Raw genomic sequence first — 15,585 nt, forward strand, 5'->3', positions numbered from 1 at the left:
AGCGATCAGCAGGGTTCATTTGTCGGCCAGCGGGTCTGCCCATCTTAAAAAGTGCTTCTCAAAGCACGCAGACAAAAAAACGCCCCATGCCAAAAGAACCAGACATGGGGCGATGCGTTATACCGCGAGACGGTTCGAGAATTAGAGAGGCCGCAGATCGTTCACACCGCCACACCTTTACGGCAGTGGAGTTTCGCGGTGCGAACCCGGGAAAAAGCCCGAGCCAGTCGCAGTAGCATTTCGTCGATATTGGCTTTGCTGACGGTCAGTGCGGGGGTAAAGCGCAGGCAATCGGCTTGTGGCGCATTCAACAGCAAGCCTTCATAAAACGCTGCCTTGACCACCGCGTCGGCCGAATCATCCGCCAGGGTCAGGCCCCAGAACAGTCCCTGCCCGCGCAACTCACCCTGCCCGTAGCGGTGAGCCAGACGAGCCAGGCCCTCGCGCAGGTATTGGCCGGTGTCCCGGACATGCTCGAGGAAGCCGTTTTCCAGCAGGGTATCGAGCACCGCTATCCCGGCCGCGGTCATCAAGGCATTGCCGTGATGAGTGCCGTCCAACTCGCCGGGGTCAAAACAACAGGCTGTACCGCGTGCCAATAGCGCCGCCAGCGGTACGCCGCCGCCAAGGCCTTTGCCGAGGGTGACAATATCGGCGCGCACACCATAAAGCTGTTCGGCGAGCAAGGTGCCGCAGCGACCGATGCCGGTTTGCACTTCATCGAGAATCAGCAGAATCCCCAGTTCACGGCACAGACGTTCGACGCCCTTGAGGTAATGCTCGGTGGCGGGAATCACCCCGGCTTCGCCCTGGATCGGTTCCAGCATGATCGCCACGGTCCGGGCATCAACGGCGGCATGCAGCGCGGGTAAATCATTGAACGGGACGTGGCTGAAGCCTGGCAGTAGTGGATCAAAGCGGTTCTCGATATTCACGCCGTCGGACGCTGCCATCGCCGCGAAGCTGCGGCCGTGGCAAGCGTGGCTGACGGTAATGATCCGATAGGCTCCGCCGCGGTGCAGTTGCCCCCACTTGCGGGCCAGTTTGATCGCCGCTTCACAGGCTTCGCTGCCGCTGTTGAGCAAGTACGCCTGGTCGCTGCCAGTGCTATGGCACAAACGCTCGGCCAAATTGAGCAGACCGCGATGTTGCAGCCGGTTGCCTGGATTGAGCAGCGCCTGGGCCTGAGCGGCAATAGCTTTGACCAGCACCGAAGGGCTATGGCCAAGGCTGTTGGCCGCACCACCTTGATTGAAGTCCAGATACGCACGGTCTTCGCTGTCCCATAGCCAGGAACCCTGGCCACGAACAAAAATCTGCTGGGGCCGCTCTACGCTGGGCATCAGGCACTCGCTGGAGAGGTTATCGCGCCTGGATGGCTGACGCAGGTCTGCCGTCAGGTCATCAAGGCTTAGGGAATTTCGACGCAAGTTGAACAGGCTCATGTACCCAGGCCCTCAAGTGGCAGCCACAACCAGAGTCGATTTGCAACCGGGTGCTTATCGGGATCACGGGTCAACCACTGCCCGAGGTTTTTTGCCTTGCCTATGTAAACTCCATCAACGCAAACGGTATTCATCGCACTCTATGGCCCTGCCAGCCTTGTGAATGCGGTTAGACTAGGCGCCTGAGCGGCCGTGGGCCATTTCGATTTTCCAGCTTTTTCGATAAGCATTACTTATGGATTTCAAGCAACTGCGTTATTTCGTCGCGGTGTATGAAGAAGGTCATGTCGGAAGGGCCGCCGAGCGCCTGTCGATCTCCCAGCCTGCGCTCTCGCAACAGATTCGCCACCTGGAACAGAACCTCGATGTCAGCTTGTTCGAGCGCAGCAGCAAACGCCTGTTACCGACCCTGGCCGCTCATACACTCTACAATCACGCCCTGCCCTTGCTCGATGGCATGCAACGGGCCCGTGAAGCGCTGGGTAATTTCAAGGGGCAGGCACTGCGCACCCTGGCCATCGGCGTGCTGCAGACCGTACACACCAGCCTGGTGCCGCAGATGCTGGAACGGGTGCGTAAAGCACAGCCGCATCTGGTGGTGCAGATCTATGAGCTGACCGGACTGGAGATCGAAAAGCGCTTGCTCAATGGCTCGCTGGACATCGGCATCAGCTATCTGCCGCCCCGCCAGCCGGGGCTGCATGGGCTGCTGTTATATGAAGATGAACTGACCCTGGTGATCCCGGCCGAACATCCGCTGCGCGAATTCAAGAAAGTCTCGATGAGCCAGGCCGCGGAGTTGCCAATGTTGTTGCTTGGCGAGGAATTCCAGGTGCGACAGATCTGGCAGGCGCAACTGGCCAATCTCGGACGACGCCCGCAGGTCCAGGCGGAGTTGAACAACATGGCCGGGATCCTCGACAGTCTGCCTCACACAAAGCTGGCGACCGTATTGCCCGGTCGCTCGCAGCAGGAGCACGGCAACAAGGCACTGCTATGGAAACCCTTGAGTGAACCGCGGGTGCCACTGAAAGTCGGCTTGGTGTGTCGCGATGTGCAGCGCCAACAAGCTACGCTGGCGTTACTGCGCAATCTGCTGGAAGACGTGATGAATGGCCCGGATGGGCGACCGGCGAGCCCGGCAACACTGGATGTGCTGGGCTGAATGAAAACTAACAATTAAAGCTCACTCACCAGCACAAACTTTTTCGCAGGCAAAAGAAAACCCCGCCGAGGCGGGGCTTTGCAGACTGTTTCCCTGACATCCATTTCACTCCGCCATCCTGGGCAGAATCCTACGTGTCCGTGTTGTTGCTTTGCGCTTCCTGCGCGACGTCCATGTGAAGTAGATTAGCTCTGGATCCAATCCTGGGCTATGGGAGAACAGCAGTACGTCACGTAAGAGAATGCTTACATGATGTTACTTGTGTCAGAACTGCTCCGCATTCAACAGAAACAGCGATTCACTGCCGGCCTTGACCGACGCGCTCAACGAGTGAATCCGTGGCAACAAGCGGGCAAAGTAGAAACGCGCAGTGCCCAGTTTGCTGGCGTAGAAGTCATCCTGCGCCTCTTTGCCAAAGGCCGCTTTGGCCATCAATGCCCACATGTAGGCGTAGGCCACATAGCCGAATGCCTGCAGGTACTCGACTGATGCCGCACCGATTTCATTGGGATTGTTTTTCGCGCGATCGAGTAACCAGCAGGTCAGTTCGTCGAGGGTATCGACGGCATCATTCAACGGCTTGGTGAACTCGGCCAGATCAGCACTGGCGGTCGCGGTGAAATGGCGAATCTCGTCGGCGAACAGCGAGTAATAAGCACCGCCGTTACCGACAATCTTGCGACCCACCAGATCCAACGCCTGAATGCCGTTGGTCCCTTCGTAGATCTGGGTAATCCGCACGTCACGGACCAATTGCTCCTGGCCCCACTCGCGGATATAGCCGTGGCCGCCGAATACCTGTTGGCCGTGAATGGTGGTTTCCAGACCCAGATCGGTGAGGAATGCCTTGGCCACCGGCGTCAGCAAGGCCACCAGGTCTTCGCCGCGTTTGCGGGTGACGGGATCTTCACTGAACTTGGCGGCGTCCAGCTGCATGGCCACGTAGGTGGAAAACGCCCGGCCGCCTTCGTTCGAAGCTTTCATGGTCAGCAACATGCGGCGCACGTCCGGGTGGACGATGATCGGATCGGCGACCTTGTCCTTGGCTTGCGGGCCGGTTGGCGAACGGCTTTGCAGGCGGTCTCGGGCGTATTCGACGGCGTTCTGATAAGACCGCTCACCAGATGCCAGGCCTTGAATACCCACGCCCAGACGCTCGTAGTTCATCATGGTGAACATGGCCGCCAGGCCTTTGTTCGGTTCACCGACGAGGTAACCCACGGCTTCGTCGAAGTTCATCACGCAGGTAGAGGACGCCTGGATCCCCATCTTGTGTTCGATCGAGCCACAGTTCACCGGGTTGCGCGCGCCCAGGCTGCCGTCGCCATTGACCATGAACTTCGGCACCAGGAATAACGAAATGCCTTTCGGCCCCGCCGGTGCGTCCGGCAGTTTGGCCAGCACCAGGTGGATAATGTTTTCGGTCAGGTCGTGCTCACCGCCGGTGATAAAGATCTTGGTCCCACTGACCTTGTAGGAACCGTCGGCCTGCGGCTCGGCCTTGGTGCGGATAATTCCCAGATCGGTCCCGGCATGGGGTTCGGTCAGGCACATGGAACCGGCCCAGACGCCGGCGTACATGTTGGGCAGATAAGCCGCCTTGAGCTCTTCACTGGCGTGAGCGTTGATCGACAGGCACGCCCCGGCGGTCAGCATCGGGTACAGACCGAACGACAGGCTGGAGGAGTTGACCATCTCTTCGACCTGAGCCGAAACAGCCTTGGGCATGCCCATGCCGCCATACGCTGGATCACCGCCGACACCCACCCAGCCGCCTTCGGCGTAAGTCTGGTAAGCCTGTGGAAAACCTTGCGGCGTAGTGACGGCGCCATCGTGCCAATGACAGCCTTCTTCGTCGGCGCTCCGGCTCAGCGGGGCAATGCTTTTACTGGTGACTTTGCCGGCTTCCTCGAGAATCGCCTCGACGGTTTCAGCATCGACTGTGTCAGCCAGGGCAGGTAGCTCGGCCCAAAGTTTGGCGACCTCGAAAACTTCATTGAGGACGAAGCGCATATCGCGCAGGGGCGCTTTGTAGTCAGCCATGGCAAACCTCGTAAGAACTTAACAAGTGATTCGTAGGATCGATTTAATGCTAGACCCTGAGTGTACCCGAACAACTTTTAAGACACATAGGGTCAGCTAGTGACTGAAATGTAATTTTTAGTCACTGAAGTTTGGCGTGAGTTTCCGGTGATGAGGCGGACCAGAAAGTCTCGGCGCGTGCGAGATCGCCAAGATCGCAGCCTGCGGCAGCTCCTACCCTGACCGCGCTCACCATCATTTCCGTGTGAATTCAATACCGTAGGAGCTGCCGCAGGCTGCGATCTTTTGACTTTGCTTTTAAGATCAAGATCAAAAGATCGCAGCCTTCGGCAGCTCCTACAGCGCGAACAGATCTGCAGGCAGTCGCATCAGGCAATCGCTCCCAGCCTCCACCGCGGCCCGATGAGCGGTCGTGCGTGGCAACAGGCGCTTGAAGTAGAACTCGCAGGTCGCGAGCTTGCCCTGGCAATAATCCCCATCGCCGCTACCCGCGTCCAGTTGCGCCTGAGCAACCAGCGCCATGCGCAACCACAGGTAGGCGAGGATGATGTAACCGCTGTACATCAGATAATCCAGGGCCGCTGCGCCAACTTCATCAGGGTTCTTCATCGCCGCCATGCCGACTTTGGTGGTCAACTCGCCCCACTGCTGGTTCAGCTCGTCGAGTTGCGCGACATAGCCTTTGAGCTGTGGATGCTCGGCATTCGCCGCGCAAAACTTGTGGACGATCTTGGTGAAACCGCGCAGCAGCTTGCCTTGACTGCCGAGGACTTTACGCCCGAGCAGGTCCAGTGCCTGAATGCCGTTGGTGCCTTCGTAGATCGGCGCAATCCGACAATCCCTGACCAGCTGCTCCATACCCCACTCACGAATGAAGCCATGGCCGCCGAACACTTGCATGCCGTGGTTGGTCACTTCCAGACCGGTTTCGGTCATGAAGGCTTTACAGATGGGTGTCAGGAACGCCAGCAGGTCTTCGGCGTCCTGACGTTGAGTCGGCTCGGCGCCCAGATGGGCGACATCGAGCAATTGCGCGGTGAAGTAGGTCAGCGCCCGGTTGCCTTCGTTGAAGGCTTTCATGGTCAGTAACATGCGGCGCACGTCGGGGTGGACGATGATCGGGTCAGCCACTTTCTCTGGCGCTTTCGGGCCGGTCAAGGCGCGCATTTGCAAACGCTCGTTGGCGTATTTGATCGCGCCCTGGAAGCTCGCCTCGCCCAGACACAAGCCCTGCATCCCGGTGCCGAGCCGCGCATGGTTCATCATGGTGAACATGCAGTTCAGCCCCTTGTTGGCCTCACCGATCAGAAAGCCCTTGGCCTCATCGAAGTTCAACACGCAGGTGGCCGATGCCTTGATGCCCATCTTGTGTTCGATGGAACCGCAGCTCACACCATTGCGCGCACCGGCCTCGCCGCCGCTGTCAGGCAGGAATTTGGGCACGATAAACAGCGAAATCCCCTTGGTCCCCGCTGGCGCGTCCGGCAGTTTTGCCAGCACCAGATGAATGATGTTGTCACTCATGTCGTGCTCGCCGGCCGAAATGAAAATCTTGCTGCCGCAGATCCCATAGCTGCCGTCGGCCTGGGGCACGGCGCGGGTCTTGATAATACCCAGATCGGTGCCGCAATGGGCTTCGGTCAGGCACATGGTGCCAGTCCACTGGCCGGCGGTCAGCTTGCTCAGGTAAGTGTGTTTTTGTTCTGGCGTGCCGTGGGCGTGGATCGCCGACATGGCGCCGTGGGTCAGACCGGGGTACATGCCCCAGGACGTGTTGCTGGAGCCGACCATCTCGCTGATAACCAACCCCAGCGAGTGCGGCAAACCTTGTCCGCCATAGGTCGGATCCGCTGCGAGGCCATGCCAGCCTCCTTCGACGTATTGGGCGAAAGCCTGTTTGAAACCCTTCGGTGTAGTGACCACCCCATTGTCGAAATGGCAGCCTTCTTCATCGCCGGACCGGTTCAGCGGCGCCAGCACGTTTTCGCAGAATTTCGAACCCTCTTCGAGGATCGCATTGACCATATCCGGACTGGCGTCGGTGGCACCCAGCGCGGCGTAGTTGCTGTGAAAGTCAAAGACGTGGTCGATCAGAAAGCGCATGTCGCGCAGGGGAGCTTTGTACTCGGGCATGGTGATTTTCTCCGGCAGCAGATAACCCAAGCTACTGCGCCGACCTGCCCCGGACAATCACAGTCCAGACGCTGAATGCGCCATCATCACTCAACCCGCAGCGGCATCCATGCGCACTGCGCCGCGGCGGTTTTGACCGAAGGCCATGACGCAGTTTCGTCCCGCCCCCTTGGCGCTATAGAGCGCCTGGTCTGCCGATTTGAGCACTGCTTCCGGGGTTCGTTGTTCCACCCGTTCGGCCACCCCAATGCTGACCGTTACCGAAACGCTGGATGCGGCGACATCGGCTCGACGTTGCCGGCCCTGCTGATCGTCCTGCGGGCGGCTGGCCTGGTTGCGCAAATGGATGTTGTAAGTGGCAATGGATTCGCGGATGACTTCAAGGTGTGGCATGCACTCTTCCAGGGTCTTGCCGGCGAACACCAGGGCGAACTCCTCACCGCCGTAGCGATAAGCGCGACCACCGCCGCTGATCTTCGACAATTTGCTGGCCACCAGGCGCAACACCTGGTCGCCGACGTCGTGACCGTGGGTATCGTTGAATTTCTTGAAATGATCGACGTCGCTCATGGCCAGCACGTAATTGCGCCCCAGGCGCTGCAGGCGCTCGTTTAATGCGCGGCGCCCGGGCAGGCCGGTCAGTTCGTCGCGAAAGGCCATTTGATAGGCTTCGTGGGCTACCGCCGCGGCGATCATCAGCATCACCTGGCTGGCCATGATGTTCAGGGTGAATGGCAGGATGAAGGTCTTGGGCAACATCCAGAACAGCCCGAGCACCCCCACCAGTTGCGCGGCGTGTAAAGGTCGTGGGTGACGCCAGTACTGCACGGCCAGCAGCCCGAACGCGGCAAAAAAAACCGGATAGGACAACTGGATCAAACTCATCCACGAACCATGCAAGGCTGGCCAGCGGATCTGGGCCAGCCAGTTCAGCAGTACATGCGGATAACTTTGCGCAAGACTCAGCGCGACGCTGCCGAACGCCAGTAACACGGCAAAGCGCGCCAGCATGTCCTGAAACAGATGAGTGCGCTCCTGCCAGGCGGCGAACAGTCCATAGAGCAAGGGCAACAACAGGCAGCAGAGATGGAACACCAGCGCAGCGTCTTCACGGACTTTGCCATTGTCGCGGTAGTAGTCGGTCTGGGTATCGAGCATGTAATAGGCGATGTACACCGTGAGCATCAGGAACAGTTCACGCTGACGCCGGTAAACCGCGCAGTAGGCACCGCCGAGCAACAGCACCAGGGTCGGCAGCACATTGAACAGTGAGGTGAAAAAGACGTTGAGATCCTTGACGTAGGCAGCCGCAAGCCCCGCAAGCAACAACAGCAATGACGGGAAAAAATGACTGAAACGTACAGCGCTGGAACGCGGCAAGGGTAAAGCTCCGACCCGGCATATCGACAGATGGCATTGTGCCTGCATTGCTCGCAAATAGGCACGCACATTGTGATGCAGGTCATTAGTGTCGCTCGACAGTCCGCCATCGCGAGCAAGCTCGCTCCCACATTCGATCTCCAGTGTTGCGACCTACCGGGCACAAAAAAACCGCTACTCCCGAGAGAGCAGCGGCTTTTTGAAAGACTGCTTAAGGTTTAGTAACCCAGGGCAAAGTCTTCTTCTTTCATGTCCATCAGGTTGCTGGCGCCCGACAGCATGGTTACAACGTGAGTGCGGGTACGCGGCAGGATGCGCTGGAAGTAGAAGCGCGCAGTTTGCAGCTTGGCGGTGTAGAACCCCTCTTCGCTGGTGCCGGCAGCCAGTTTTTCGGCAGCCAGACGCGCCATGTCGGCCCAGAAGTAAGCCAGGCAGGCATAACCGGAGTACATCAGGTAATCCACCGAAGCGGCACCGACTTCTTCACGGTCTTTCATGGCCGCCATACCGACCTTCATGGTCAGCTCGCCCCACTCTTTGTTCAGTGCAGCCAGAGGCTCGACGAACTCTTTGACAGCTTCGTTGCCTTCATTGGTCTGACAGAATTTGTGAACGATCTTGGTGAAGCTTTTCAGCGCCTCGCCTTGAGTCATCAGCACTTTGCGACCCAGCAGATCGAGTGCCTGGATCCCGGTGGTGCCTTCGTACAGCATGGAAATGCGGCTGTCGCGAACGTTCTGCTCCATGCCCCACTCGGCGATGAAGCCGTGGCCGCCGTAGATCTGCACGCCGTGGTTGGCGGACTCGAAACCGACTTCAGTCATGAAGGCTTTGGCGATTGGAGTCATGAACGCCAGCAGTGCGTCGGCCTTCTTCTTCTCTTCTTCATCCACGCCGTACTTGACGATGTCAACCTGTTTGGCGGTGAAGTAAACCATTGCACGGTTACCTTCGGCGAAGGCCTTCATGGTCAACAGCATGCGGCGTACGTCAGGGTGCACGATGATCGGGTCAGCGGCTTTGTCCGGCGCTTTCGGGCCAGTCAGGGAGCGCATTTGCAGACGATCGCGAGCGTATTTCAGGCCGCCCTGGAAGCCGATCTCGGCATGCGCCAGACCTTGCAGCGCAGTACCCAGACGTGCGGTGTTCATAAAGGTGAACATGCAGTTCAGACCTTTGTTCGCCGGGCCGATCAGGAAACCGGTGGCCGCGTCGAAGTTCATCACGCAGGTCGCGTTGCCGTGGATGCCCATCTTGTGTTCCAGGGAACCGCAGGTCACAGCGTTGCGATCGCCGACGCTGCCGTCAGCGTTCGGCATGAACTTCGGAACGATGAACAGCGAAATGCCTTTGGTGCCAGCCGGTGCGTCTGGCAGGCGTGCCAGTACGATGTGGACGATGTTGTCGGCCATGTCGTGTTCACCGGCCGAGATGAAGATCTTGGTGCCAGTGACTTTGTAGGAACCGTCAGCCTGAGGTTCGGCCTTGGTGCGCAGCATGCCCAGGTCGGTGCCGCAGTGCGGTTCGGTCAGGCACATAGTGCCGGTCCATTCGCCGGAAACCAGTTTGGTCAGGTAGGCCTCTTGCTGCTCAGGCGTACCGTGTTCGGAAATGGTGTTCATCGCGCCATGGGACAGGCCTGGGTACATGCCCCACGACCAGTTGGCTTCGCCGACCATTTCGCTGACTGCCAGACCCAGCGACTCCGGCAGACCCTGGCCGCCGTGCTCTACGTCGTGAGCCAGGCTTGGCCAGCCGCCTTCGACGAATTGTTTGTAGGCTTCTTTGAAGCCGGTCGGAGTCTTAACGCCGGATTCACTCCAGGTGCAGCCTTCGGTGTCGCCCACGCGGTTCAGCGGAGCCAACACCTGCTCACAAAACTTGGCGCCTTCCTCGAGAATGGCGTCAACCATGTCCGGGGTAGCGTCCTGGCAAGCCGGCAGGCTCTGATAATGCGCTTCGTAGCCGAGCAGTTCGTCACGAACGAAGCGAATATCACGCAAGGGGGCCTTGTAGTCAGGCATAGCGATAAACCTCTGCTGATGAATCCTGGAATGAACAACCGCGTTGATTTGTTATGGCGGTCAAACAGTTGTTTGAAACATACGTTTACCATGAAACCTTGTCAAGCGCCGATAAAGCGCCGTTCGTCATCGACAGGCTGAGTGCCACGCAGGCACAGGCCTGCAGCGATCAAGGCAGCAGTGGCTGATGATGAAGAGAATAGTTGAGCTAGAGGCTCTGAGGGATGAAGCGAAAGCTATTTTGACAGGGCGGATGCCTTCGCGGGCAAGTCGGATCGCCGCACCGCCGCTCCCACGTGAGAACACACTCCTCTGTGGGAGTGGGCTTGCCCCCGAAGAGGGCGTGGTGTCACGACAAAAATCAGCAGGAGCGGCAGGACTTCAAGCGTAGGTATCGATCAAGGTACCGAGCATTTCATCGGAAGCCTTGGCGATTCTGACGCCCAGTTCCGCCTGTATCTTGCCCTGAGACATCTCGACCATGCTGCTGGCCAGATCCGATTGCTGGCTGCGATCTACCGCGCGCAGACGGTCGACTTGAGTCTCGGATGACTGGCTGGTAACGGAACGCTCGATGGTCGTGTTGGCGATCTGGCTGGCCGCCTGGTCAACACGGTTCTGCCCCGTCTGAATGCTGCTCAGACCGGCATAGAAAGCGGTATTCCCTGAGATTTCCATGGGAGAACTCGATCCTGAAAAGGATAATCGGGGTCCATTGAAGCAGACCCGCCTCGAAAAGACCCGACAAAAACACTAATGGCAGAGTGCCTTGTCATAGGTAAACTCTAGTCCAGCAGTTCCAGTTGCAGATGTTCGGCCACTGCATCCGCAGTGGGTGCCTTGAGTTTCGGCACTCGACCGAGGCAGGGTGCAGGCAATCGCTCGGCCAGGGTTGCGAGGTTTTCTTCCAGACGTGAGGTCTTCGGATCGATGATATTGGCCACCCAACCTGCCAACTGCAAACCGTCCAGGGCAATCGCTTCGGCCGTCAGCAACGCATGATTGATGCAACCTAGCCGCACCCCCACCACCAGAATCACCGGCAGCTGCAAAGCCATCGCCAGGTCCGACATATTGTCCTGATCGGCCAATGGCACTCGCCAGCCGCCCGCGCCTTCGATCAGGGTAAAGTCTGCTTGCTTGTTCAGAAGCTCCTCCATCGGCAGCAGCAACGACTGAACGGTCAGCGCCACGCCAGCCTCTCGAGCGGCCAGATGCGGTGCGATGGCCGGTTCGAACGCCACCGGATTGACCTCGGCGTAGCTCAGCGGCAAGGAACATTCAGCCCGCAACGCCAGCGCATCGGCGTTGCGCAAGCCCTTGGGCGTCACTTCGCAGCCGGAGGCCACCGGCTTGCCCGCTGCCGTGCTCATCCCCGCTGTCCGCGCGGCATGCAGCAAACCTGCGGCGATGGTGGTCTTGCCGACATCGGTATCGGTGCCAGTGATGAAATAGGCTGCGCTCATAGCGGTTTCTCCAATACGCCGTAGACCACCTGATAAGTTGCAGGCAGCCCTTGTCCCTGACGAAACTGTTCATAGGCCTGGATCAACCCTAGTATCCGCGCCCGGCCCGTCAACCCCCCGGGCCGACCGGGGTTCAGATTGTGCGCGCCCAAGGCTTTGAGCTCGTGGGTCAGGCTACGCACATCAGGATAATGCAGAACATGTGGGCGAGTTTCCAGGCTGAGCACACCCAAGCCACTGGCGGCGCATAGCTGCTGATAAGTGCTGAACGGGCGGAAGCGATTGACGTGAACCATACCGTCGACCTGACCCCAGCTATCACGCAACTCATACAGAGTGCCGACGCACAGGCTGGCAAACGCCATCACGCCGCCAGGTTTCAGTACGCGATGCGCCTCGCTCAACACCGAAGCGAAGTCCGCACACCACTGCACCGCCAGGCTGGAGAAGATCAGCTCGCAGCTGTTTGCCTGCAACGGCAAGCGCTCGGCATCGCCGGCAATGAAGTGCACTGCACCGCCCAATGGCCGGGCGTGGTTGAGCATCCCTTCGGCGATGTCCAGCGCCAGCCCTTCGCTCTCGGGGAAGGTCCGACCCAGCACACGACTGAAGTACCCCGTGCCGCAGCCCAGGTCCAGCCAACGCCCAGGGGAAAAATCGCCGGGCAAACGACTCAGCAATTCGCTACCGACGGCCCGCTGCAATTCAGCCACGCTGTCGTAACTGGCCGCGGCACGGGAAAAGGACGCCGCAACCTGACGTTTGTCCGGCAAGCCGCCCGGCAGTTTGGGGAAGGATAAATCAGTCATCACCGGACTCATGCAAGAAGGCCTGGATCGCACCCGCCACTCCGTGGGGGTCCTCCAGAAGAAACGCGTGGCTGGCCTGTTCAATCAAACCAATTTCGACATCCGGCAACAACACCAGCAACTCGCTTGCCGCTTCAGCCGGGATCAGACCATCGAGCCCGGCAAACAGATGCAGTTGCGGGCCACGGAAAGACTGCAAGGCCTGGCGGGTGTCCAGCTGAGCCAGCAACTCCAATCCGCTCATCAAGACTGCAGGTGTTGTATGGGGTGCACCGCCCAATAGCAAACGGGCCATGCCGCGCGGGTCCTCGGCACCCTGGGCGCAGAGCAGCGCGAAGCGTTTGAGGGTCCCGCGTGGTTCGGCGCTGCAGCCGGCCAGGAAGGCATCGAAGGTTTCACTGGGCATCGCGCTCGGCCACTCGGCATGGGCGACAAAACACGGGTTACTGGCCAGGGTCAGCAAACCGCAGCAACGGTCGCCACGGCGGGCGGCCAGCTCTGCAGCGAGCATGCCGCCCAACGACCAGCCACCCAGCCAGGTGTTGTCCGGCACGCTCGCATCGAGTTCGTCGAGCCACTCTTCCAGGTCGCTCGACTGCAGTTCCGGCAACGGCTCGATCTCGACCCGCAGGTGTTCGTCCAAGCCCTGCAAGGCGATCGCAAGAGGCTCCAGCGGCGAAATGCCGAGCCCCCAACCGGGCAGCAGAATCAGTCGATCACGCATTGCTTGGCTCCGGTACCAGTTCGTTAAAACAGTCGGCCAGTGCATTTAACAATAGCTGGACCTGCGCCTCGCTGTGGGCCGCGGACAAGGTCACGCGCAACCGCGCACTGCCAGCCGGCACGGTCGGCGGGCGGATCGCCGTGACCATCAAACCGCGCTCGCGCAGCATCTGCGACAAGCGAACGGCACGGCCGGCGTCGCCGATCATGATCGGCTGGATCGGTGTGAAGCTGTCCATCAGTTGCAGGCCAATCTGTTCGGCACCCTGGCGGAACTGGCGGATCAACAGATTCAGATGATCGCGCCGCCAATGCTCGCTGCGCAGCAACTCAAGGCTCTTGAGTGTTGCGCAGGCCAGGGCCGGCGGTTGGCTGGTGGTGTAAATGTACGGACGGGCGAACTGGATCAGGCTTTCGATCAGCTCTTCACTTCCGGCGACAAACGCCCCGGCCGTGCCAAACGCTTTACCCAGCGTGCCGACCAACACCGGCACATCCTCCTGACTCATTCCAAAGTGCTCGACGATCCCGCCACCATTGGCGCCCAACGGACCAAAGCCATGGGCATCATCGACCATCAACCAGGCGCCTTTGGCCTTGGCCTCGCGAGCCAGCGCGGGCAGATCGGCAAGGTCACCGTCCATGCTGAACACGCCATCGGTGACCACCAGGGTATTGCCCGTGGCTTTTTCCAGACGCTTGGCCAGGCTGAGCGCATCGTTATGCAGATAGCGATTGAAGCGCGCTCCGGACAACAGCCCGGCATCCAGCAAAGAGGCGTGATTGAGGCGATCTTCCAGCACCGTATCGCCCTGCCCGACCAGCGCGGTGACCGCGCCGAGGTTGGCCATGTAACCGGTAGTGAACAGCAACGCACGAGGGCGGCCGGTCAAGTCGGCCAAGGCCTCTTCCAACGCATGGTGCGGGGAACTGTGACCAATCACCAGATGCGAAGCACCACCGCCCACGCCCCAACGGGTCGCCCCGGCGCGCCAGGCTTCGATCACTTGTGGGTGATTGGCCAGGCCGAGGTAATCGTTGTTGCAGAACGCCAGTAACGGCTGACCGTCGACCACCACTTCCGGCCCCTGGGGGCTTTCGAGCAGAGGGCGATGGCGATAAAGGTTTTCGGCACGACGGGCAGCAAGGCGCGCGCTGAGATCAAATGACATGCAGGCCTCACGAGTAGGAAGGGGGCAGAAACATCTGTAGGAGCTGCCGAAGGCTGCGATCTTTTGATCTTGATTTTCGGTGACCTTACTAATGCCAAAAGATCGCAGCCTGCGGCAGCTCCTACAGGAAAGCGTGCGTGTCAAACAGCCGCGTTATAGAACTGCTCGCTGCTCTTCTGCTCAATCAGCGCTTGCTCAATGGCCGCCTGATGCACTTCGTCAGCGTGTTCTTCGCGGGCTTCCGGAAGGATGCCCAGGCGCGAGAACAGTTGCATGTCCTTGTCAGCCTGCGGGTTGGCGGTAGTCAGCAGTTTGTCGCCGTAGAAAATCGAGTTGGCACCGGCAAAGAAGGCCAGGGCCTGCATCTGCTCATTCATCGCTTCGCGACCTGCAGACAGACGCACGTGGGATTGCGGCATCAGGATCCGCGCGACCGCGAGCATGCGGATGAAGTCGAACGGATCGATGTCTTCGGCGTTTTCCAGAGGCGTGCCGGCGACTTTCACCAGCATGTTGATTGGCACCGATTCCGGATGCTCCGGCAGGTTGGCCAGCTGGATCAGCAGATTGGCGCGGTCATCGAGGGACTCGCCCATGCCGAGAATGCCGCCAGAGCAGATCTTCATCCCGGAATCACGCACGTAAGCCAGGGTTTGCAGGCGCTCGCTGTAGGTACGGGTGGTGATGATGCTGCCGTAGAACTCAGGCGAGGTGTCGAGGTTGTGGTTGTAGTAGTCCAGGCCGGCCTGGGCCAGGGCTTCGGTCTGGTCCTGATCGAGACGCCCCAGAGTCATGCAGGTTTCCAGGCCCATGGCTTTCACGCCTTTGACCATTTCCAGCACGTAGGGCATGTCTTTGGCCGACGGATGTTTCCAGGCCGCGCCCATGCAGAAACGGGTTGAACCAATGGCCTTGGCGCGAGCGGCCTCTTCGAGGACCTTCTGCACTTCCATCAGCTTTTCTTTTTCCAGGCCGGTGTTGTAGTGACCGGACTGCGGACAATATTTGCAATCTTCCGGGCAGGCACCGGTCTTGATCGACAGCAGTGTCGAGACTTGTACCCGGTTGGCGTCGAAATGCGCGCGGTGCACCGTCTGCGCCTGGAACAACAGGTCATTGAAGGGCTGAACGAACAGCGCCTTGACTTCGGCTAACGACCAATCGTGACGCAATTTGGCGGTGATACTGGCGCTCATCGGCTGATTCCCTTGTTTTATGCTTGGCA

12 protein-coding genes are annotated in these 15,585 nt (G+C 59.5%); 1 reads left to right on the forward strand and 11 read right to left on the reverse strand.

Annotation, left to right across the window (positions count from 1 at the left end; genetic code table 11):
• Positions 1-161: 161 nt before the first annotated feature.
• On the reverse strand, positions 162-1,445 hold the full coding sequence (locus tag ACA064_RS28255; RefSeq protein WP_497671062.1) for an aspartate aminotransferase family protein: 1,284 nt from the start codon (positions 1,443-1,445) through the stop codon (positions 162-164).
• Between the two features lie 235 nt (positions 1,446-1,680).
• Here ACA064_RS28255 and ACA064_RS28260 point away from each other — a divergent pair, with 235 nt between their 5' ends.
• Positions 1,681-2,610 (forward strand): LysR family transcriptional regulator, encoded by a 930-nt coding sequence (locus ACA064_RS28260; RefSeq protein ID WP_497671063.1) that lies wholly within the window; start codon positions 1,681-1,683, stop codon positions 2,608-2,610.
• 264 nt (positions 2,611-2,874) lie between these two features.
• On the opposite strand, the gene ACA064_RS28265 is transcribed toward ACA064_RS28260, so the two are convergent.
• The 10 genes from ACA064_RS28265 to bioB all read right to left on the reverse strand — a co-directional run bounded on the left by ACA064_RS28265 (position 2,875) and on the right by bioB (position 15,556).
• Entirely contained in the window at positions 2,875-4,653 is a 1,779-nt protein-coding gene (locus tag ACA064_RS28265; protein WP_497671064.1) for an acyl-CoA dehydrogenase C-terminal domain-containing protein, read from the reverse strand.
• 336 nt (positions 4,654-4,989) lie between these two features.
• Positions 4,990-6,786, reverse strand: a complete 1,797-nt coding sequence (locus tag ACA064_RS28270) for an acyl-CoA dehydrogenase C-terminal domain-containing protein (RefSeq protein ID WP_497671065.1) — start codon at positions 6,784-6,786, stop codon at positions 4,990-4,992.
• Between the two features lie 90 nt (positions 6,787-6,876).
• Positions 6,877-8,166 (reverse strand): GGDEF domain-containing protein, encoded by a 1,290-nt coding sequence (locus ACA064_RS28275; protein ID WP_497671066.1) that lies wholly within the window; start codon positions 8,164-8,166, stop codon positions 6,877-6,879.
• 218 nt (positions 8,167-8,384) lie between these two features.
• A complete protein-coding gene (locus tag ACA064_RS28280) occupies positions 8,385-10,190 on the reverse strand; it encodes a phenylacyl-CoA dehydrogenase (RefSeq protein ID WP_497671067.1) in 1,806 nt (601 codons plus the stop codon).
• A 381-nt stretch (positions 10,191-10,571) separates the two neighbouring features.
• On the reverse strand, positions 10,572-10,868 hold the full coding sequence (locus ACA064_RS28285) for a pyrroloquinoline quinone biosynthesis protein PqqE (protein ID WP_497671068.1): 297 nt from the start codon (positions 10,866-10,868) through the stop codon (positions 10,572-10,574).
• A 107-nt stretch (positions 10,869-10,975) separates the two neighbouring features.
• Complete coding sequence (gene bioD / locus ACA064_RS28290; protein ID WP_497671069.1) at positions 10,976-11,656, reverse strand: dethiobiotin synthase; 681 nt, start codon at positions 11,654-11,656, stop codon at positions 10,976-10,978.
• Positions 11,653-12,465 carry a malonyl-ACP O-methyltransferase BioC gene (bioC, locus tag ACA064_RS28295; protein WP_497671070.1) on the reverse strand — a complete coding sequence of 271 codons (813 nt, stop codon included), beginning with the start codon at positions 12,463-12,465 and terminating at the stop codon, positions 11,653-11,655. Before bioC ends, bioD begins: the two co-directional genes overlap by 4 nt.
• On the reverse strand, positions 12,458-13,189 hold the full coding sequence (locus tag ACA064_RS28300) for an alpha/beta fold hydrolase (RefSeq protein WP_497671071.1): 732 nt from the start codon (positions 13,187-13,189) through the stop codon (positions 12,458-12,460). Before ACA064_RS28300 ends, bioC begins: the two co-directional genes overlap by 8 nt.
• A complete protein-coding gene (bioF, locus tag ACA064_RS28305; protein ID WP_497671072.1) occupies positions 13,182-14,360 on the reverse strand; it encodes an 8-amino-7-oxononanoate synthase in 1,179 nt (392 codons plus the stop codon). The genes ACA064_RS28300 and bioF overlap by 8 nt, the downstream gene beginning before the upstream one ends.
• Positions 14,361-14,500: 140 nt before the next feature.
• A complete protein-coding gene (bioB, locus tag ACA064_RS28310; protein WP_497671073.1) occupies positions 14,501-15,556 on the reverse strand; it encodes a biotin synthase BioB in 1,056 nt (351 codons plus the stop codon).
• Positions 15,557-15,585 lie beyond the last annotated feature (29 nt).

Source organism: Pseudomonas sp. LBUM1658, from assembly GCF_059716055.1.